Here is a 21331-nt window from a genome sequence, read left to right as displayed (position 1 = left end):
TTATTCTCCTTTTATTAAAGTAGTGGCTTGTTTTAGCACTTCTTCACCATTACATAGTCCATAGAACATCGGATTGATGGTTGCGACAGGTATTCCCTTTTCTTTCCCCGCTTCCTGTAGCTTGGAAAGAAGATATCTAACCTGCGGACCTAATAAAATAACATCGGCCTTATCTATTTCATTGTTAACTTCTGTAGAACCAACTGCCCATATATGACACTCTACCCCTTGTTTTTTAGCACTTTCCTCCATCTTGGTAACTAATAAGCTAGTAGACATCCCTGCAGAACAACATAATAAGATATTCATTGAAATTACCCCCCTTTTTAATGATTGATTATTCAGTATTTTCAAGTGAGTTGAAACCGTTTTCTTATAAATAACCGATGTTACTTTTTTATCACTTCCCTTGGATGAAATGGGTATTATTGCCTCCATACATACATTGTAGTTACAAATTGGGAAAATATCAACACAATTTTTAATTTGTTACTACAAATTTTTGAATTAAAGTTGATTATTGAACTTATCCGAGATAATCTATATGTATATATTGGGAATGAGCATAGGAGGAATCACTGTGGAGACCATGAATAAAGAAGCGGCATTGCATTCCATAGTTAAGGAATCAATTATCGATCTCATAAAAAATGGCGAATATCAAACAAATACAAAATTACCGACTGAGGCAGAATTTTGTAAAATATACGGAGTAAGCAGGACAACAGTTCGCACGGCCTTACAGCAATTGAACGTCGAAGGCTACATCTACCGTGTTCAGGGCAAAGGGACTTTCGTTTCGGAAAATAAAGTGAAGCAATTTCTTTCAAGCACGGTTGAAAAGTTCTCTGAGCAAGTCACGATGCAAGGAAAAAACCCTTCTACAAAGGTCATTAGCTTAAAGGTGATTGAAGCAAACGCTACCCTTGCCAAGCTTTTCAAACAAAATATTGGAGACCCCGTAAATAAACTGGAACGGATACGTTACGTAAACGATATCCCCCTTCAATATGAAATTGCCTTTCTCCCCTGGTATAAAACACCCGGGCTTAATATCGAAGCCTGTGAAAAATCACTCTTTAAAGTACTTGAGACACAATTCAATTTAAAAGTAAAAAAAACGGTCGAGCACTTGGAGTTTTCACTTGCCGACGATTCCATTTCTGACAAATTGGACGTACCGAACGGCTCACCTTGTTTTTCATTGGAAACTTACACATATGAGAATGACGGATCGGTCATTGAATTCTCTAAAACTCTCTTTAGAGGCGATCGTGCTCACTTTGTCATCGAGCGGAACTATTGAAATAAGACGGATGCCTTATTAATTAAGGCATCATTGTTGTAGACAAACTCGATTTTTTTAGTGTTTGTAAGATTGGAACGTTGAATTCCACACCAGGGCCCACCTCCAATCAACTGGAACGTTTTTTTAATAAAACTGCATGCAAACTTATTTTTCTTTTAGAGGCAATCATAACGATTGCCTCTTTTCGTTGCGCATCTTATACATTTTTACACAATTACAAATACATTCATTTTATGAGTAAAATTGACAAATATATCATAATCACCTAATCTAGAAGACTAGGAGATTCCATTCTATTTACATTGGCATTCAACTTTGTACCTATTTTTTGAAAATATTAATAAAAGATATTAGGAAATCTCTTACTATTAATTAATTAGGCAGGTGGATTTTATGTGCGGTTTTGTTGGATGTATTCACGAATATCCGAAAGCCATAAATTCAAATATGAAAGAAACGATTCAGAAGATGAACACGATCATTACCCATAGGGGGCCGGATGATGAAGGATATTTCTTTGATGAATTTGTGAATTTTGGATTTAGGAGATTAAGCATAATCGATATAGATAATGGAAACCAACCCCTTTCATATGAAAATGAAAGATATTGGATCATTTTCAATGGCGAAATCTATAATTATATTGAACTAAGAAAAGAACTCATTGATGAAGGGTTTGAGTTTACGACAGATTCTGATACGGAAGTAATATTGGCCCTCTTTAGTAGCCAAAAAGAGCAAACTGTCCAGAAATTGCGAGGCATGTTCTCTTTTGTCATTTGGGATAAAATCGAGCTAAAGCTTTTTGGTGCAAGGGACCACTTTGGAATCAAGCCTTTTTTCTATTGTGAGCAAGATGATGTTACTTATTTTGCATCAGAAAAAAAGAGTATTTTGACAGCCATGAATGACGAGCTAAATGTGAATTCATTACAGCATTTTCTCAGTTTTCAATATGTTCCCGAACCATCGACCCTATCCAAGAATATTGAAAAGTTATTACCTGGACATTACTTCACTAAAGAACCAGGAAAGAAAATGGATATAAAAAGGTTCTGGAAACCTATTTTTCACCCTTCCAATATAGACGATTCAAAGGTCCTAAAAGAAATACAAGACACTCTGTTGGATTCCGTAAACGTCCATATGAGAAGTGATGTTCCAGTTGGATCTTTTTTATCGGGCGGGATTGATTCATCATTTATCTGCTCCATCGCAAAAGAGATTAACCCTAAGATCAAAACTTTTTCTGTTGGGTTCGAAAGAGATGGATATAGTGAAATAAACGTTGCACAGGAAACAGCAGCCGCACTGAATGTAGAAAATATAAGTTATATCATTAGTCCTGAAGAATTCTTGGCGGAACTGCCGAAAATCATCTGGCATATGGATGACCCTTTAGCGGACCCCGCTTCCGTTCCACTATATTTTGTCGCCCGGGAAGCTAAAAAACACGTCAAGGTCGCTTTGTCCGGTGAAGGGGCAGATGAGTTATTCGGCGGATATAATATATACCGGGAGCCCCATTCCCTGCGAATGTTTTCCTATTTTCCAACACCATTGAACAAAGTGTTGAAGGCGATTTCCTCTGTTTTGCCAGAAGGTGTTAGAGGAAAGAGTTTTATAGAGCGTGGAGTGACACCTTTAGAAAACCGATATATCGGGAACGCAAACATATTCGGCGAGAAAGAGAAAAAACGACTACTTGTGAATTATCTCAACGGACTAGAAAATGAAAAAGTGACAAATCCCATCTATTCAAGTTCTTTAGGGTATGATCCTATAACCCAAATGCAAAACATTGATATTCAAACTTGGCTAAAAGGTGATATTTTATGGAAGGCAGATAAAATGTCCATGGCGAATTCGTTAGAGGTGAGAGTTCCCTTTTTGGATAAATGCGTTTTCAATACGGCTTCAAAACTTAATATGGATCAAAAAGTGAGAAATGGAACGACCAAATACATGCTCCGAAAAGCTGCCCGCGGGATAGTGCCGGAACATGTATGGAGCAGAAAAAAGCTAGGCTTTCCTGTTCCGATACGACATTGGCTGAAGGATGAGTTATACGATTGGGCAGTAAGGTTAATCCAGGAAAGCCCGACTGACTACCTTTTTAATAAAGCGCAAATTATAGAATTACTTGAAAACCATGTAAATAATAAAGCGGACAACAGCCGGAAGCTCTGGACCATTTTGACGTTTATGACTTGGCATCAAATTTATATAGAAAAACGATATGAGCCCCAAAAGAATTTACAATCCGCTTTATATTAAACATCTTTATCGGCATCACTCTTTGCACCCAAGCATCTATGAAAGATCGCTTGGGTGTTTTCAATATTTACTTTTTTATCATCAGTTTTTCGATGCAATCCCGATTATTAAGGGTGATTAAGTAAAAAGAGATTAGGAGAATTGCCGTATCTAAGATTATCCCAATTAACCTACGCATTATTTCTGCGACGAATAAAATAGTGAAGAACAAACGAAAGGACAAACGTTCAAAAGATTTATTTTAGCTGAAATTTGCTGAACCCCTCCATTCCGTCTCTAAGTCAAAGAAGAGAGGGCATACCTCTTGTTATCCATCATTACATAACAACGGAAAATCGATAAAAGTGGAGCAATCCCTGATGGGTAGGCTAAAAAGGGCTGTGTGGGAATTCTCCATCCTCTCTGTAAGACGGTAACTTCAAGAATAGTTCGTTGAATAATTCTCGATTCCCGAATTGATGCAAATTCACTATAATTACTCGTACACACAGCAGTAAAGGCTGTATGATTTATGGCACCACTAATTGCAAAAGTACAAACTGTTGTAATCGTTGATGAATTTACTTAATCCCCGTTCTGATTAAGCCATTTTTTTGTGACAGCTATCATCTCTTCTTGTTGTTTCTTAGCTGAGATAGTCGCTTCATTATCTCCCTTTTGCTTTCCATATACACCAAATTGACCGTGGTTTCCTCCCGCTATCTTATGCATGTTTGCCTCTTTAGATAGTAAGTGCTTTGTCTTCATAATCTTCTCTACTGTAGATAGCCCATCATGTTCTGCATATAACGATAGCATAGGAACTTTCATTTTTGAAAAGTCATTCGAGTCACTGGGATATGAACCGAGGAGTATAATCCCTTCCACCTCTTTTGGATTTTCATAAGCATATGCGGAGGCGGCTACTCCTCCTAACGAGTGTCCAGCAACATACCATTTCTCCACTTCTGGATATGTATCTTTAGCTTCCATCGCTTTATTTTTATCAAACAAAGCGAAATTGAACCTCACATTTGGGATAACGACTGTATATCCCTCTTTTGATAATTCTTTTGCATAATATGCGTATGCTTCCGGCTCAACCTTGGCACCTGGATACAGGACAATGCCCACTTTCTTAGTTTTTGTTGGTTCAAATGTGACAAACCCATTTTCTTTTGTTATATTCCCCTTTCCAACTAACGTATACAATTCATCTGATGGTTTGAATGTTTGCTCTGACCATATGTAAAAGCCGCCGAAAGCGATAATCATTAATGCAAATATACTAACGAGAATATATTTAATGACTTTTTTCATTTTATACCTCACTATCCCTAAAATTTATTTCTAAGTACTTTTACTAACGCACATAGATACTGGTATTGCTCTTCATTTCCTTATGGGCTATATAAAACGAACATTACGTCTAACTTCCTTCTCTTTTGAATAGCTTATGTCATTTTCCTCATGTAGACGGATAAGTCATCTCTACTTAATCTAAAAAAGAATCAAGGCGCGAAAGAAGCTGGTTACCACGTATTTCAATGGCTGCTTAACAGTAATATCGCTATTTATGGGCATTTTTGATGCAATGCTTCCATCCTTGTTTAAATATAAAGTTTCTTATGTAGACCTTTGATACTTTATAAAAACCACATATAAAACCTACCCATTATATTCACTGATATAGGTATTTACAATCTTTCTTGAACAATTTAACATTAAACTAAAATTATATTAAAAGGGCACTTTTATGTTTTGTTCTATTATAGTACGGAAAAAACAATATAGGGGGTGATGTAGTTGGATACTATTTTATATTTTTGTTATTCAATCGTTTATATGATTCTTTTTATCATGGGAATGGCGTTACTTCGACAGGATCGCAAACTCTTTTCGTATTCAAGCTTTCTTCTTCTAGTTACTTTCGGGCTTATCGTGGATAACTTAATTATTGCCTCGGGAAAGTTCATTGGTGATGGCCCTTTGTTAAAGTCATTAAATGCATTACGTTTCTGGAGTCATGGATTTATCACTCCCACATTGATCTTGTTTGGATGGGGAATGGCAAAAAGGATACATATTCCTTTTACAAAAAAAACGATAGCACCCTACTTTTTCCTTTTCCTTACAGCTGGGCTTATCATATATGAATTTATTGAAAATATGCATAAGACATTTGTACCAATCTACGAGTATGGAGTTTTAAGATATGTTAGTGAGGAATCTTCGGGCGGCCCACCTTTAATGGTGCTTATTGTCACCTTTATATTATTTGTGATTAGTATCTACATATTTATAAGAACACGATGGATTTGGATGCTTTTAGGGGTTATAGTCATGATAGTTGGAAGTGCCATTCCTATTCCCATAGAAAGTTCGGCTGTTATCAATGCATTTGAATTAATTTTTTTATGTTCACTATGGCTTACAAACTATAAACTAGAACCTCGCTCTCCATATACAAAGTGATTCATCCTTAGAAATAAAAGGGCATAAAATTAAAAGATAAAAAATGGAATAGGAGCATGCAAAAAAAAGTAATAAGGATTTTACAATCCGCTTTAAATTAAGCGCCTTTATTGGCTTCACTCTTTGCACCCAAGCATCCATTAAAGATTGCTTGGGTGTTTTTATCACCGAAAAAACAATATCCATTCAATATAACAATTGGTATATGACGAATTTCTCAAAAGGATTAGATTCAGTAAAGCCAGGTAATATCACTTCTTTTTTCAGCTCGAAGGCAGTTTGATTTTCGAGGAAAAAAATGTAATCCTGTGAAGCATAATATAATATCAGTTTGATTTGGCGAGGTTCTTTTTCAAAGGACAGCAAAATGTTATTGATGATTTTCATGAAAATCTGTACCGAGAACGGATTAAAGAAATAAAAATGATTGTCTTGCGTATCAATATCATATTCTTCTGCCAAGCAACAGTGGAATTCTATATCGTTATTGTCGTTTTTCCTTTTTTTCATGTAGCCATTCAGATTCTCGATCGCTTCTTTATAGAAATTTTCATTCATTTCCACGCCAACCACAGATGATTGATAGAAGTGATGGATCAAAAAATTCAAGCGTCCTTTACCGCATCCAAAATCCACAATGCGATCATTTCTTTTCAGTGGATATTCTTTAAATAAATGTTCTAATGCGCTGTATGGCGTAGGTTCATATCGATGATAATGCAAAGAATCATTGAATTTTTTTTGTTCACCTTCCGTCCTGATGTTCAGCATTTCATCATAATTTTTTACTTCCATTGTTATATGCACCTGCTTCATGTTTTTTTAATAAAGGGCGTTCTAACTAAAAACCCCGGGCGTTGATCTTATCCAGGGTAATGTTTTGTTATATGAATGTCCAGACAATTAATTGGATTTTGCTCTCGTTACATAATCATTAAATCAGAGATGCTTGGGTTGGCTATATGATGACCGCCTTCCACTTGGATCCTCTGACCTGTAATGAATTTGGACTCGTCAGATGCAAGGAATAGCACGGTATAACCGATATCATCCCCTTCACCATGATATGGCAATGCATTGAATTCGCCAAAAATATCGAGTACGGCCTGAGGCATATTATTTTTCGCTGCAGGAGTTAAAATGAGACCTGGTGCCACTCCATTACAACGAATATGATCTTTACCATACTGTGCAGCGATATAACGAGTCAAATTCACTACACCCGCTTGGACGCACCATATGCGGATCGTACGGAGTCACCTGTAAATCCGGCCATTGAGGCCGTATTGATAATTAAACCTCTTCCAGCTTTAATCATGTGAGGAATCGCAAACCTGCTTCTCAATAGCACACTTTTTAAATTCACGTCCATAAGTCGACCCCATTCTTCCAAATCTAAGTTCACGACATCCAAATCTTTATGCAGGTTGGTTAAACCCACATTATTAACGAGTACCGTAACCGTTCCATATTGTTCAATGGTAAAGTCGATTGCTGCCTGTATGGAGTCTGCTTGTCCAGCATCCAAAAATACTCCAGCTGCTTCCCCACCTTGTTTTTTAATGTTTTCGGCCGCTTCTTTTGCTCCTGCTTCATTAAAAACAGCAATCACGATTTTTGCGCTTTCTTTAGCCATTAGTGGGGATATGGATAACCCAATGCCTGAAGCTCCACCTGTCACTAACTTTACCTTGTACTCTCCCCGTGATAAACCACCTGCGCTTCAAAATGTGAATAGTTTTACTTTATTAATCATGACTAACAGTACAAGAATACAACGCATATAAAGTTATTAAAAATAATTATACCTATAGTCTAATTTCATAAAATGCAGATGTGGTAAATTTTGTATCAATACAGAAAAAAGCTGAAGCACCCAGAAGTGCTTCAGCTTTTTTTCATTTTTCTTCTTCATCATCCCATATGATCCAATCATGAACCTCTAGAATTTCCAGGAATTTCATCAACCTCGGTAAGGCTGGTTCCGCTTCCTCACCAAAATGTTCACTCATCGCTTCAGAGATCTGATTTACATTCCTTTGGAACTCCATCTGTTTAATGGCATATGCTCCAAACTTATCAAGCTTGATTTTACGGACTGATGGCTGTTTTAAGAAACGAATGGTCATTATTTCCACAAAATTGGTCCTTTGAATGACCAAAAAAGTTGCTTCCGAAGATTCTTGCACCATAGTGACGCGACTTTCCAAAAGGGGAACCATGGTTAACAGGTTCCTCTTTTTTGATTGGCGTTTACGAAGCATCTTCTTTTTTCCCTTTGCTGGATACGAACCAAAGCAATCCAGCTAGAGCAAGGAATAATAAGAATGGCAGCAAATTGCTGGCTAATTTAGCCGCAGCCGGAACTTGGACACCTGCTGCGATCAATATGGCAATAAGAACACCAATCAATGATTCACCCGCTATTAAACCAGAGGCAAATAATACACCTCTGTCAACCCGTGCTTTAAGCGCTTCTTTTGTTTTCGAGAAGAACTCAACGAAGAATCGAATAAATCCACCGATCATGATTGGGGCACTTGTATGAACCGGCAAGTAAATGCCCACTGCAACAACAAGTGAATTCAAACCGAAAAACTCTAATGTAATGGAAATAGCCGCACCGATAAAGATCAGAGTCCAAGGTAAATCTCCCCCTAAAACACCTTCGGCAAGTATTTTCATAAGTGCCGCTTTAGGTGCAGGCAGTTCTGCAGAACCCATCGTATATGCGTTATCCATAAGAACCAGGATAAAACCAATGACAGAAGCGGACGCAACAACACCGATCATCATGGCAACTTGTTGTTTCCATGGTGTTCCGCCGACGATATATCCTGTTTTTAGATCCTGAGAAACATCACCTGAAACCGCAAGCGCTGTACAAATGATTGCAGCGACGGTTAAAGCGGCTACCATTCCAGTCGTACCAGTAAAACCAGTTGCCTTATAGACAATCGCAACAATCAATAGAGTGGCGATCGTCATTCCAGAAACAGGGGAAGACGAACTTCCGACGATTCCAACAACCCTTGAAGCCACTGTCACGAATAAAAATCCAAAAATCGCGATTGCAATCGCACCGATGATTCCTACATCTGTTATAGGTGTGAAAGCAATGATTAAAATTAAGATGATCGTACCCAACCAAACGTATTTAGCCGGTATGTCTTGTTCTGTACGGATAGAACCCGATTTTAGTTGTCCTTTATTGGCTTTTACGCCTTTAAGAGTATCAATAACTGAACTGAAAAGTATTGGTAATGTTTTGATCAAAGTGATCAATCCGCCCGTTGCAACGGCACCAGCACCAATATAGCGAATATAATTATCCCAAATTCCCCATGCATCCAATTCACCGATCGGTACATCAGAAGGGAAAATGGCTGTCCCATTATTTCCGCCAAAAAAGCTGATGGCCGGTATTAAAACGACCCAGGCTAATAAACCCCCACCTAGCATTTGTCCTGCAACACGCGGTCCAATAATGTACCCTACACCCAAAAGGGAAGGAAAGGCATCAAGACCAACCACTGCATTTTTAAAATTCGTGATCCCTGTTTCAACCTCTGTCTTGAAAAGCTTAAATCCATCACCAAGCCCTTTAACAACACCGCCAATTACCAAACCGGCTCCGATTAGCTTGGCGCTTGTACCGCCCTTTTCTCCTGACTTCAGGACCTCGGCACATGCCGTACCTTCTGGATAAGGTAATGTTTCATGCTCCCTTACAATCAAAAGCTGGCGAAGGGGAACCATCATGAAGACCCCTAAAAATCCCCCAGTTAATACTACGAAAATGATGAATGCTTGACTCACGTCCATGTCCCACATGAATAATGCCGGAATGGTAAATACAGCACCGGCACCAATAGCCTCACCTGCCGTGGTCATCGTTTGCACAATATTGTTTTCTAATATTGAATCCCTGCGAAAAACCCCTCTTAATATGGCCATTGAAATTACCGCCGCGGGTATAGAAGCAGAGACAGTTAAACCAATAAGTAGGCCTAAGTATGCATTTGCCGCCCCGAATACGATTGCAAGAATGATCCCTAGAATGATTGCAGTTGCAGTCAATTCCGGTAGAGATTTAGATGCAGAAACGTACGGGACGAATTTACTCTCTTTTGAATTGTTCGACAATTTAGCCACTTCCTATGTTAAACTTTAAAATCACAGAGAACATTATATCACTGTAATTTAAAGTCACGCAATGGGGAAATTCTGCTTATTAAAAGTTTGATTATATCCAATAATCAGATTAGTAGTTTCGGATATAAAATATATAAAATAATATTGATATAATAACCATGACTAATACGTTACCCGAAGTCACTGTCTATCATTCATTCAATGAAAGTATCATCAGCAACCCTTATCACCTCGATAGACACATAACCACTGGGTTAGTGCACATTAGAATGAGATTTAACATATCCTGAAAAACCAAGTCTTAAAAAAGGAATGATAAATTCATGGTCTCCTATATGGACTATACTTCACCATCCACACAATTCTTTTTCGATGTCAATAAAAGCAATTTCATGAAAAAAGACAATCAAAACTATATTAATGCATTAGGTGTTAAACAATTAAATACCCTCGAAAATGTTTCATTATTAGATATTTACCTAAGTACAGACAATGTCGTAGAACCGCATTATCACCAAAATGCAGCGGAGTTAGTGTATTGCATTTCTGGAGCGGCAACCGTTTCCTTACTGAATCCATTTACAAAGCAAATTCAAAATTACCCCATTAAACCCGGTCAAGTAGCCAACGTCCCACAAGGTTGGTGGCATTATGAAGTGGCTAATGCTGATAATACCCACTTGCTCGCCATTTTTAATGCACCAACACCTGAGGTGATCCTCGGTTCAGATATCTTGAAATTGACGCCTGCAAATATTATGGCTCATACTTATTGCATGGATGAAAACCAATGGAAAAAAGCAATTGCACCAGTTCAGCCATCAACATTCATCGGTCCGCCAGCCAACTGCCATCGAGCGGCCGAAGAAGACATACAGCAATATCCTCAATATATTAATCACCATGATAACCAAATGTATACTGCCCCGGATTACAACTATCAATATCAGCCCAATCCCCCTTATTATTATTATTATTATTGAAGATAAGTGTCGTGAACTTGATTAACCCTGTCCATGTCCTATACCCCTTTCATGGATGTTGTCTAATAAATCAGAATCGAAAAAGGCAATGGGGAACCCCATTACATCAGGATTCTCCATTGCTTTTAATTACATGACCTGTTTAACAAGCCGAATTCATTTACTTTCGCAACATCTTTCATTATGGTGGGCACCCAATGCGGTGTAAGGGTATTTTAAAAACCGAAACACTCTTGGATACAAATTTCATTATATATTCTACCGAGTTTCTTCTTATAATATAAGAGATTCTCAAATTGATCCCCCATCTATAACAACAGACGATTCATTTCAATTTTGCGGTTGGCTCAGAGCTTTTCTTATATAAAGGTACCTACAGATATCAAAGTGTTCAATCCAATTCCATAAAATTGCAACTGTAATGTTGGAGATTGGAGAAAATTCCAAAGTGGTATCAGAAAGATTAGGACATTCAAATCAGGATCTTCAGCAGAAAACTTTTCAAAAGCTCTAGGAATAAAGAGCATGGACCAATAAATGTGGTCATTTTGTGGTCATTTAACTAAAAAGCAATGGAGAACCCCATTACATAAGGGTTCTCCATCGCTTTTAATTACATGATCCGTTTGAACATTTTTTCCATTTCATATATGGAATATGAGATGATGATAGGTCTTCCATGAGGGCATGTGAAGGGATCTGTTGTCCGCCTCAGTTCATCCAGTAGTGCTTGGATTTCATCATTGCGCAGATGACGATTTGCCTTTATGGAGGCTTTACAGCTCATCATGATGGCTGCTTCTTCGCGCAATTTTTTGATGTCGACCTTTTTCATCGATAGCAATTGTTCTATCATTTCCTCAAGGATTTCCTGTTCAATTCCTTTAGGGAACCATTGTGGATGCGATCGGACAATATAGGCATTATAGCCAAACTCCTCTAAAAATACGCCGACTTTTTCCAACTCATTCCGATATTCATTTATCCGGATACATTGGTCCGTTGAAAATTCAAGGGTGATGGGGACCAGCATATCCTGTAGCTCGTTTTCAACCCGACCGACTTTTTCTTTAAAGTATTCGTATTTGATCCGTTCCTGGGCAGCATGCTGGTCTATGATATACAAGCCCTTTTCGTTTTGGGCGAAAATATATGTTCCATGCATTTGCCCAATCGGGTACATCGGAGGGATGCGACTTTCCGGTTCATTCGCCTCGATTTCCTCCTCTTGTTCGACTGTGTAGGTTGTAAACTTTTCAGCTGACTCGAAATATGATTTGCTTTCATCATCTTGTAAGACCGGTACATAGACATCTTCCATTTGCTGCTGTTCAGTGCTATAGATTATTTCCTTTATTGGTTCAAGATTGAAATCTTCATTATGATCCACGTAATTCTTTTGTTCCTGCTTTTCCCGAATCAAGGTATCCTTCAAGAGGGAAGCTTCTTTCTTGGCTTCTTCCAGGACCCGCTTGCCGCTTTCCACAACATGGTCCAATTCCAGAGTGGTTTGCTCACTTTTCACCTGTTCCGGCTTTGCTGCTGGTGTATATCCACTTGGTATTAGAGACATCTTTTTAAACGAAGATTTAATCGTTTCCGATACAAGACTGTACAATTCCTGTTCCTTGCTGAGTCTTACCTCCATTTTGGATGGATGTACATTGACATCGACAAGAATCGGATCCATTTCGATATTCAGCAAAGCGATTGGAAAACGCCCAATTGGAAGAAGTGTATGATACCCATCCAGGATTGCTTTCACGAGTGCATAGTTTTTAATGAAGCGCCCGTTTATCATGGTTGAAATGTAATTCCTTGACGCCCGGGTGATCTCGGGCATGACGATATATCCGGATAATTTGAAATCCAAGGAGCTTGCCTGAACCGGAATCATCTTTTTGGCAATATTCGTACCATAGATTGCCGCCAGCACCTGCCTGACATCACCGTTACCATTCGTATGGAGGATACGCTTCTCATTGTGTGTTAACCGTATAGAAACATCCGGATGTGAAAGTGCGAGCCTGTTAGCGACATCCGTAATATTTCCTAGCTCGGTATGAATGGTTTTCATATATTTCAACCGTGCAGGGGTATTAAAAAACAAGTCGGAAACCAGGATATCCGTTCCTTTACGGCTGGATGAAGCCTCAAGTTCCTTAACCAAGCCTCCTTCAAGAAGTATGCGCGTTCCTACCCCTTCGCCAGTGCTGCTTTTCATTTCAAAACGGGAAACTGAAGCAATACTGGGCATGGCTTCACCGCGGAAGCCAAGTGTTCGGATTCGGAAGAGATCATTTTCATCTTTAATTTTACTAGTGGCGTGACGTTTAAATGCCGCTTCTATGTCATCAGGTAAAATCCCATCGCCATTATCCACGATCCGAATGGAACCAAGTCCAGCCTCCACCAATTCAATCTCTATAATGGTACTGTTTGCATCTATTGCGTTTTCCACAAGTTCCTTAACGACTGAGGCTGGGCGTTCAACAACTTCGCCAGCTGCGATTTTATTAGATAAAGCCTCATCAAGCTGTATGATTTTTCCCATTTTTATCGCCTCGCTTTAATTCTCATTTAAGTTTCTTTTGTAATTTATAAAGGGTATTCATTGCCTCAAGCGGCGTCATTTCAAGGATATCCAGTGATTTTATGTCATCCAGCACCTTTTTTTCCTTTGGTGAAGAATTCACCCTTCCTTTAGGAGCTTCTTCTCCAAAGAAGGAAAGCTGTGCCTCATTGACGGATGTCACAGGGGCAGCTTCGGCAATAGATGCTTTTTCAGCAGCAGGCTGTTCAGGAATCGCCTTTGCCTGTCCATTTTCATTCTCTAGCTTGGCTAAAATAGCAGCCGCCCGATCTATTAACTGCTCCGGTAAATCAGCAAGCTTAGCCACATGAATTCCATAGCTTTTATCTGCTGGCCCTTCTTTAATTTTATGAAGGAAAACGACATTTCCATTTTGCTCAATGGCACTTACATGGATATTTTTCAATTTTGGGAGTTCCGTTGCCAATACAGTCAATTCGTGATAATGAGTCGAAAAGAGTGTCTTTGCCCCAATTTCCTCATGAATATATTCAATGATGGCCTGAGCAAGCGCCATCCCATCATAAGTTGATGTTCCCCGGCCTATTTCATCAAATAATATCAAACTGTTTTCTGTCGCATTCATGATGGCATTTCTTGCTTCAAGCATCTCGACCATGAATGTACTTTGACCGGAAATCAAATCATCTGCCGCGCCAATCCTGGTAAATACCTTATCAAAAATAGGTAATTCAGCTATACTTGCGGATACGAAGCATCCAATTTGCGCTAAAATCGATGTTAGCGCTATTTGACGCATATACGTACTTTTACCCGACATATTGGGCCCTGTGATCAAGAGTAACTCCCGATCTCCATCCATAAAGCAGTCATTGGGGACATATTCCTGTGATTGAAGGACTTTCTCGACCACTGGATGCCTGCCTTCCTTCAGTACGATTCTTCGATCATCGGAAAAGACAGGCTTCACATAATGGCGTTCTTCACTAATCGTCGCAAAGCACTGCAGGACATCCAGTTCACTAACGCCTTTCGCCAAATCCTGTAAGCGAGGGATATAGCTTTTGACCTCTTCACGAAGATTGAGGAATAAGTCATACTCCAAACTGATGCTTTTTTCTTCTGCTTGTAAAATCAAAGCTTCCTTTTCTTTCAATTCAGGTGTGATATAACGTTCGGCATTCGTTAAAGTCTGCTTCCGTTCATAACGGCCTTCTTCAAGCAGATGCAAATTTGCTCGTGTGACTTCAATGTAATAGCCAAATACACGATTATATCCGATTTTCAAGGATTTGATCCCGGTGCGTTCCCGCTCTTCGCGTTCAAGCTGTGCAATCCAAGTTTTCCCGTTTCTGCTGGCATCCCTGTATGTATCCAGCTCCTTATGGAAACCATCCTGAATGATATTCCCTTCCTTCACGGACAATGGAGGGTTTTCTACAAGCGCCGTTTCAAGTAAATCCGTCACTTCTTCACAAGGATCCAATTTATCGGCCAGGATTGAAATATCCTGATTGGAAGCCATTGACTTCACGATTTCACGAATGACCGGCACCTGTTGCAAGGAACGTTTCAGTTGAATCAAGTCCCGAGCGTTTACATTCCCGAAGGCCACCCTTCCGGCAAGCCGCTCCAAGTCGTACACTTCCTTCAGGCGTTCACGTAAGTCTTGTCGTTCGAAGTATTGATTTTTCAGGGTTTCAACAAGGCTTTGTCTCCGCTCGATCTGTTTTTTATTTATGAGCGGTCTATCAATCCATTGCTTCAACATCCTTCCGCCCATGGCTGTTTTTGTTTCATCAAGCAGCCATAGTAATGAGCCTTTTTTACCTTTGGAACGAATGGTTTCAGTTAACTCCAAATTACGTTTGCTAAAATAATCAATTTTCATATATTGTGATGTTTCATATGCAAGCACTGGCTGTAAATGATCCAGGCTGCGTTTTTGGGTACGGTATAGATAATTCAATAAACGTGAGGTCGTTGTCGCCAGTTTCTGGTCTTTTAACAAATGAAGCAATGGAGCGAATGACTCGCTTTGGACCAAATTACTCTCTAGGGATAGAGCGGCTGCGCCCCGTTCTTGAAGCATTTTTTTCCATTCTTCATTGAAATCCTCGGCAATGACCACTTCACTCGCACCAAGGATGGCAAATTCATTCAGAACTTCCTCGAAACTCTCAATCAATGTAACCTTATTTTCCCCTGTCGATAAATCATTGTATCCAAAGCCAAACTGACCATCCGTAAAATAAGTGATGGTGGCAATATAATTATTTTCCTTTTCACGAAGACCCTTACTATCCATTTTCGTTCCCGGGGTAATCAGCTGGACAACTTCCCTGCGTACCACACCTTTGGCTTGCTTCGGATCTTCGGTTTGTTCACAAATAGCTACTTTAAAACCTTTTTCTATCAATATATCAATATAATTAGCAGCCGAGTGATACGGAATGCCGCACATCGGAATTCGCTCTTCACTACCGCCTTCTCGGCTCGTTAATGTGATTTCGAGCTCTTGTGATGCATTCAGTGCATCGTCAAAAAACATTTCATAAAAATCGCCTAAACGAAAAAATAAAAAGGCATCCTGATACTCTGCCTTAATTTTTAAATATTGCTGTATCATTGGAGTATATCCAGCCATTCCTTCAAAACCTTTCCAAACTAAAATCTATTACACATTTATGTCCTTCATTATAACATACGAAAATGCAACATGGCCTGTATTCGAAATTGCATGGTAAATCAATTATCCTTTACATTGTAAGCTAACTGTATCTGCAAAGCCATAGGGGCTTGTCCCGCTTCAAATTAAATAAAACCGGATGAAGGGAATGTCATCCGGTATTAATTTCTATAATCTATTCGTCTTCGAATTCATCAAGGAAATCCGGATCTAAATCTTCGAAATCCTCATCATCGAAATCAGAGCCCCAGTCATCCTCACAGCGGCCATCTGGACTTACAGCGACACAAATTTTCGTTTCGCCGACGACTTCCACAAAGAATTCCCTTTCCACATGGACAATGATTTTTTGTCCACATGGGGAGATGCATGCTTCTAAACAATTCGGCTGTTGGACAGCTTTTGCAGCGATTTCATGGTCATCAAGATAATCGGGATCACGGTATTTCAGCGAAATAACGTCGGTATATTGCACTTTTTCAGTTACAACTTCCGTCTTCGAATTATGGTTATAAGAATACCAGACGTTGATTTCGTAGCTGCCGTGAATTTCTACCTTTTTGCCGACTTTCTTTGCATCGTATTTATGGTTGATGATCCAACAACCTAGAATGCTAGAAGGATGATGAGCCGGGCAAATGGTGTGAGAGGACTTTGTGAATTTACGTCCTTTTGCCACCACCGCTTTAGTAATTATCTCTCTATATTGTGACATGCTAGCGAACCCTCCTCATACAGTTTCCATTCATCCTATGCGTGGTAAAAGTCTATTGTGCGTAGAATTTTAATTGTTTGAAAACTGCTGTAATGTTTTAAACCTAGGTTATTTTATGCGCATGTTTTGGGATATGTGTCACGAATGGGCACTGTATAAGGATTTCCGCATATTAAAAAAGCCCTTCTGAAACCAGAAGGGCTTTTTTAATATTCATGAACAGCTTCCGCCGCCTGCTTGTACCTGTGAACCTGTCTCACCGCGAAGGACATCGCCTTCGGTTGATTCAATAATCAGGTCCGTCACCTTATTCGATACCTGTGATGAGACCATTTGTAAAAGATCATTTACATCCACTTGGGATTGTTTGAATTCTTGCACGATCGGAAGTTCATCCAATTGTTTTTCCAGTGCATCAATTTTGGCCTGCACTTGGCTGTATGCTTTCTCTTTGCCGTAATGTTGGAAGTTTACAGCCTGTTTTTGCAAACTCTTGATGCTGGCGATCATTTCACGGATTTTTTGATTTTCATTGATGTGAGCTTCTGCCCGTTTAAAGAAATCGACTTCTTCCGTGCTGGCGATCATTTCAGCAAGCTCGGCCGCTTTATTCAGAATGTCATCTTTAGTATATTTAGTCATATTACTCCACCTCAATCGCCGTTGCTTCTTCAACCATATCCCCATTTAATGACCATGTTTTCGTTCCGGTGATTTTCACTTTTACGATTTTGCCAATAGCGGATTTTGGTCCTTTGAAGTTCACGAGCTTATTTTTCGTTGTATAACCTGCTAATACTTCCGCATTCTTCTTGCTTTCGCCTTCAACGAGCACTTCAACAATCTGTCCATCATACTCTTTCATTTTCAATGCGCACGTTTCATTTACAAGGGCATTCAAGCGTTGCAGACGTTCCTTTTTCACTTCCATCGGTACATTATCCTGCATTTTCGCAGCCGGTGTTCCCTCACGTGGTGAATAGATGTAAGTATATGCTGCATCGAAACCAACTTCACGGTATAATGACATCGTTTCTTCAAAGTGCTCTTCCTTTTCATTCGGATAGCCTACAATGATGTCCGTGGTTAGCGATGCACTTGGGATAGCTTCCTTTATTTTTTTAACTAGCTCTAAATATTGTTCGCGTGTATACTTACGGGCCATGATTTTAAGTGTTTCCGTACTTCCCGATTGAACTGGAAGATGGATATGGTCAACGAGATTTCCGCCTTTAGCCAGTACTTCAATCAAATGATCATCAAAATCACGGGGATGGCTTGTCGTAAAACGAATACGCGGAATGTCGATTTTGCGGATTTCATCCATCAAATCGCCGAAACGATAATCGATATCCGTAAAATCTTTACCGTAAGCATTCACATTCTGTCCAAGCAGGGTTATTTCCTTGTAACCCTGTGCCGCTAAATGACGGACTTCCTGGATGATATCTCCAGGCCTGCGGCTTCTTTCTTTCCCTCTCGTATACGGTACGATGCAGTATGTACAAAACTTATCGCAGCCATACATGATATTGACCCATGCCTTGGTTTTTCCTTTACGCACTTTCGGAAGGTTCTCGATTACATCACCTTCTTTAGACCAAACCTCAATGACCATTTCCTTGGAAAGATAAGCTTCATTAAGAATTTGCGGCAGGCGGTGGATGTTATGCGTTCCGAAAATCATATCTACAAAATGGTGCTTCTCTAGAATCCGCTTTACAACTGTCTCCTCTTGTGACATACAGCCGCAAACCCCAAGCAGTAGATCCGGCTTTTCCAATTTCAATGATTTCAAATGCCCCAATTCACCGAACACTTTATTCTCTGCGCCTTCCCGAATCGCACAAGTGTTAAGTAAAATGACGTTAGCATCATCCACCGAGTCTGTCGCCTGATAACCAAGTGCCATAAAGATGCCCGCCATGACTTCTGTATCATGTTCGTTCATTTGACAGCCAAAAGTGCGAATGTAAAACTTTTTACCTTCTCCCATTCCGCGGAAACCTTCAGGAATGGCAAAGTCATCATGATATTCTACTTCTTCTTTTCCCCGCTTTTTCGCATCCTTTAAGGAAGGCGGAATATAAACGGCTTGAAAGTACTTACTGAAGTCCTTTTCGGATTTTTTGTCCGCTGGATTCTCAGCCTGTACTTGTTGTGATTCTAATCGTTGTTTCTCGTTCATAGTTAATCTCCTTTCAAAATAGTTAGTTTATTTCTTTCACCAACTATTCCAAGACCTATCATCAAATGGATTTATACGGATTCCTTTTTAAGAATTTCCAGTAAATATTAGCTATTAAGTGTGATATATCCACATTATCATAGTATAAAGCTTTTAACAGCAAGAAACAATCATTCTGTCGTGGCTTCTTCAATTGTAAGAAATTTTTCACAAATATTGAAAATAAGAACATGAAAGAAGAGGCTATGACGAATTTAGCCTCTTCTTATCATTTTTGGATGACGCTTTCCCCTTTCATGATTTTTCAAATGCAGAGCATGCAATTTCCACCTTTTTAGGTGTTCAAGGTAAAAGGAGAACCTTACCACACTGGCCTTTGATCATCAGTTCAAATCCCTTTTCAAAATCACTGAGTGAGAACCGATGGGTAATCATTGGTTTTACATCAACCTTGCCACTTTCAAGCAGACTTGAAACCTGTTGCCAGGTTGAAAACATCTTCCTTCCAGTTATCCCTTGGACAGTAAGACCCTTGAATACGATATCCTCTGTTATATTAATCGTGACGGGCTTAGAAGGCAGACTTAGAATGGATATTCTTCCACCATTGGTCGCCATCTTGAACCCTTGTTGGATAGCTGCTGGATTCCCGCTCATTTCACAAACAACATCCACCCCGTCCCCACTTGTAATGCTTTTCGTGATTTCCACTGGATCCTGATTCATTGAATGAATGAGGTGTGTGGCACCCATCTTTTTGGCTAGCTGAAGTCGATAATCATTAATATCAAGAGCGATTACTTTATCAGCACCTGCGGCCTTTGCTACAGCAATCGCCATAAGCCCAATTGGACCACAACCGATTATTGCCACCGTTTTACCCAGCACCTCGCCAGCTAGCACTGAATGGACGGCATTCCCCATCGGTTCTTGGATGGTAGCTATATCGAGTGGCATATTACTTGGATTTTTCCATAAATTCTTGGCTGGCAGAGCTATGTACTCTGCAAAGCACCCTTGTTTATCCACACCGATAATGTTTGTTTTTTTACAGATATGGAATTGTCCGGTTAAGCATTGCCTGCATGTACCGCAAACTATATGTGTTTCGGCAGATACACAATCACCAACTGAAACATTACTGACACTTGCTCCTATCTCGATTACTTCCCCTGCAAATTCGTGCCCAAATACGTATGGCGGGCTCACCCTTCCTTGTGACCATTCATCCCAGGTGAAAATATGAATATCCGTTCCGCATATCGAGGTCATCTTCACTCGAATCAAGACCTCGTCATCACGAATGTCCGGTATATCGACAACTAGTAATTGTGCCCCATAACCTCGGTGATGTTTGACGATCGCTTTCATTTTACCTCTCAACATGTACATTCCCCCTGAAATAGGGCTGTGCTTTTTCATCTACCTTAATATGTAAAGATATGAAAAATCAATCACAAAAATACCATAATCACTTTTGTACCGGCCTTTTCACATTAATAATGATGATTTTTAGGCATTCGTACATTTTTGTTAAATGGGTCATGTTTCTATAGCATCTTGTCCGCTCTCGAATAAGATATCTTGTACAGCAAAAAACAAAAACAATGAAGGAGTGACTTATATGTCATGTGGATGCAATAATCATGATCATCATGATCGGGACCGCGATCGGGACCGCGATCGGGACAGAGATAACGACAGAATCGCAGACGATTTTTGTCGTGCTGTAAGGGGCTGTAATAGGCGCGATCGGGACCATGATCGGGACCATGATCGGGACCATAATCGGGACCGCGATCGGGACAGAAATAACGATAGAATCGCAGACGATTTTTGTCGTGCTGTGAGGGGCTGCAATAGGCGTGATCGGGACCGTGATCGGGATCGCGATCGGGACCGCCATCACAATTGTTGTCGTAGAAGGAATCGTTGCAATTTCTTCGGATTCTAATTTAGAGAGTATAGTGATTCTCTCTACTTGAGCTTTCCATTTAGTCATAAAAA

Annotated in this window: 16 protein-coding genes and 1 pseudogene; 4 read left to right on the top strand and 13 right to left on the bottom strand. The window is 39.6% G+C overall.

Features of this window, described 5'->3' with window-relative positions:
* Positions 1–309 carry a PTS sugar transporter subunit IIB gene (locus NYE65_RS20875; protein ID WP_048684685.1) on the bottom strand — a complete coding sequence of 103 codons (309 nt, stop codon included), beginning with the start codon at positions 307–309 and terminating at the stop codon, positions 1–3.
* Positions 310–589: 280 nt separating this feature from the next.
* Here NYE65_RS20875 and NYE65_RS20870 point away from each other — a divergent pair, with 280 nt between their 5' ends.
* Both NYE65_RS20870 and asnB read left to right on the top strand, forming a co-directional pair.
* Positions 590–1306, top strand: coding sequence for a GntR family transcriptional regulator (locus NYE65_RS20870; protein WP_063596531.1), 717 nt, complete (start codon positions 590–592; stop codon positions 1304–1306).
* A 396-nt stretch (positions 1307–1702) separates the two neighbouring features.
* Positions 1703–3586 (top strand): asparagine synthase (glutamine-hydrolyzing), encoded by a 1884-nt coding sequence (asnB, locus tag NYE65_RS20865; RefSeq protein WP_340861556.1) that lies wholly within the window; start codon positions 1703–1705, stop codon positions 3584–3586.
* A gap of 564 nt (positions 3587–4150) precedes the next feature.
* Here the strand turns inward: asnB and NYE65_RS20860 are convergent.
* Positions 4151–4885 (bottom strand): alpha/beta fold hydrolase, encoded by a 735-nt coding sequence (locus NYE65_RS20860; RefSeq protein ID WP_340861555.1) that lies wholly within the window; start codon positions 4883–4885, stop codon positions 4151–4153.
* Between the two features lie 486 nt (positions 4886–5371).
* On the opposite strand from NYE65_RS20860, the gene NYE65_RS20855 reads away from it, so the two are divergent.
* Entirely contained in the window at positions 5372–6040 is a 669-nt protein-coding gene (locus tag NYE65_RS20855) for a hypothetical protein (protein ID WP_340861554.1), read from the top strand.
* A 186-nt stretch (positions 6041–6226) separates the two neighbouring features.
* On the opposite strand, the gene NYE65_RS20850 is transcribed toward NYE65_RS20855, so the two are convergent.
* The 4 genes and pseudogenes from NYE65_RS20850 to NYE65_RS20835 form a co-directional block, all read right to left on the bottom strand.
* Entirely contained in the window at positions 6227–6835 is a 609-nt protein-coding gene (locus tag NYE65_RS20850; RefSeq protein ID WP_340861553.1) for a methyltransferase, read from the bottom strand.
* A 128-nt stretch (positions 6836–6963) separates the two neighbouring features.
* Positions 6964–7721: pseudogene (locus NYE65_RS20845) on the bottom strand (SDR family NAD(P)-dependent oxidoreductase).
* Positions 7722–7938: 217 nt separating this feature from the next.
* Entirely contained in the window at positions 7939–8304 is a 366-nt protein-coding gene (locus tag NYE65_RS20840; RefSeq protein WP_340861552.1) for a PqqD family protein, read from the bottom strand.
* Positions 8294–10186, bottom strand: coding sequence for an OPT family oligopeptide transporter (locus tag NYE65_RS20835; RefSeq protein WP_063576869.1), 1893 nt, complete (start codon positions 10184–10186; stop codon positions 8294–8296). The genes NYE65_RS20840 and NYE65_RS20835 overlap by 11 nt, the downstream gene beginning before the upstream one ends.
* Positions 10187–10518: 332 nt before the next feature.
* Here NYE65_RS20835 and NYE65_RS20830 point away from each other — a divergent pair, with 332 nt between their 5' ends.
* Positions 10519–11178 (top strand): cupin domain-containing protein, encoded by a 660-nt coding sequence (locus tag NYE65_RS20830; protein WP_340861551.1) that lies wholly within the window; start codon positions 10519–10521, stop codon positions 11176–11178.
* A gap of 613 nt (positions 11179–11791) precedes the next feature.
* On the opposite strand, the gene mutL is transcribed toward NYE65_RS20830, so the two are convergent.
* From mutL to NYE65_RS20795, 7 genes are all read right to left on the bottom strand, one after another.
* Entirely contained in the window at positions 11792–13732 is a 1941-nt protein-coding gene (gene mutL, locus NYE65_RS20825; RefSeq protein ID WP_098184632.1) for a DNA mismatch repair endonuclease MutL, read from the bottom strand.
* 22 nt (positions 13733–13754) lie between these two features.
* A complete protein-coding gene (gene mutS, locus NYE65_RS20820; RefSeq protein WP_340861550.1) occupies positions 13755–16379 on the bottom strand; it encodes a DNA mismatch repair protein MutS in 2625 nt (874 codons plus the stop codon).
* Between the two features lie 217 nt (positions 16380–16596).
* On the bottom strand, positions 16597–17136 hold the full coding sequence (locus tag NYE65_RS20815) for an outer spore coat protein CotE (protein WP_057278378.1): 540 nt from the start codon (positions 17134–17136) through the stop codon (positions 16597–16599).
* A gap of 213 nt (positions 17137–17349) precedes the next feature.
* Positions 17350–17778 carry a RicAFT regulatory complex protein RicA family protein gene (locus tag NYE65_RS20810; RefSeq protein ID WP_034313499.1) on the bottom strand — a complete coding sequence of 143 codons (429 nt, stop codon included), beginning with the start codon at positions 17776–17778 and terminating at the stop codon, positions 17350–17352.
* A 1-nt stretch (position 17779) separates the two neighbouring features.
* Positions 17780–19324 carry a tRNA (N6-isopentenyl adenosine(37)-C2)-methylthiotransferase MiaB gene (gene miaB, locus NYE65_RS20805; RefSeq protein ID WP_340861549.1) on the bottom strand — a complete coding sequence of 515 codons (1545 nt, stop codon included), beginning with the start codon at positions 19322–19324 and terminating at the stop codon, positions 17780–17782.
* Positions 19325–19666: 342 nt separating this feature from the next.
* Entirely contained in the window at positions 19667–20707 is a 1041-nt protein-coding gene (tdh, locus tag NYE65_RS20800; protein ID WP_340862159.1) for an L-threonine 3-dehydrogenase, read from the bottom strand.
* A gap of 244 nt (positions 20708–20951) precedes the next feature.
* Complete coding sequence (locus NYE65_RS20795) at positions 20952–21326, bottom strand: hypothetical protein (protein ID WP_340861548.1); 375 nt, start codon at positions 21324–21326, stop codon at positions 20952–20954.
* Positions 21327–21331: the final 5 nt, after the last annotated feature.

Source organism: Peribacillus sp. FSL R5-0717, assembly GCF_038002945.1.
Lineage (GTDB): Bacteria > Bacillota > Bacilli > Bacillales > DSM-1321 > Peribacillus > Peribacillus frigoritolerans.
The sequence above is the reverse complement of the archived record's forward strand: the minus strand, read 5'-3'. Positions and strand labels throughout refer to the sequence as shown.

Coding starts and splice junctions, on each gene's coding strand:
- NYE65_RS20875 (WP_048684685.1), bottom strand. CDS start 309: ATGAATATCTTATTATGTTGTTCTGCAGGGATGTCTACTAGCTTATTA.
- NYE65_RS20870 (WP_063596531.1), top strand. CDS start 590: ATGAATAAAGAAGCGGCATTGCATTCCATAGTTAAGGAATCAATTATC.
- asnB (WP_340861556.1), top strand. CDS start 1,703: ATGTGCGGTTTTGTTGGATGTATTCACGAATATCCGAAAGCCATAAAT.
- NYE65_RS20860 (WP_340861555.1), bottom strand. CDS start 4,885: ATGAAAAAAGTCATTAAATATATTCTCGTTAGTATATTTGCATTAATG.
- NYE65_RS20850 (WP_340861553.1), bottom strand. CDS start 6,835: ATGGAAGTAAAAAATTATGATGAAATGCTGAACATCAGGACGGAAGGT.
- NYE65_RS20840 (WP_340861552.1), bottom strand. CDS start 8,304: ATGCTTCGTAAACGCCAATCAAAAAAGAGGAACCTGTTAACCATGGTT.
- NYE65_RS20830 (WP_340861551.1), top strand. CDS start 10,519: ATGGTCTCCTATATGGACTATACTTCACCATCCACACAATTCTTTTTC.
- mutL (WP_098184632.1), bottom strand. CDS start 13,732: ATGGGAAAAATCATACAGCTTGATGAGGCTTTATCTAATAAAATCGCA.
- mutS (WP_340861550.1), bottom strand. CDS start 16,379: ATGGCTGGATATACTCCAATGATACAGCAATATTTAAAAATTAAGGCA.
- NYE65_RS20815 (WP_057278378.1), bottom strand. CDS start 17,136: ATGTCACAATATAGAGAGATAATTACTAAAGCGGTGGTGGCAAAAGGA.
- NYE65_RS20810 (WP_034313499.1), bottom strand. CDS start 17,778: ATGACTAAATATACTAAAGATGACATTCTGAATAAAGCGGCCGAGCTT.
- miaB (WP_340861549.1), bottom strand. CDS start 19,324: ATGAACGAGAAACAACGATTAGAATCACAACAAGTACAGGCTGAGAAT.
- NYE65_RS20795 (WP_340861548.1), bottom strand. CDS start 21,326: ATGACTAAATGGAAAGCTCAAGTAGAGAGAATCACTATACTCTCTAAA.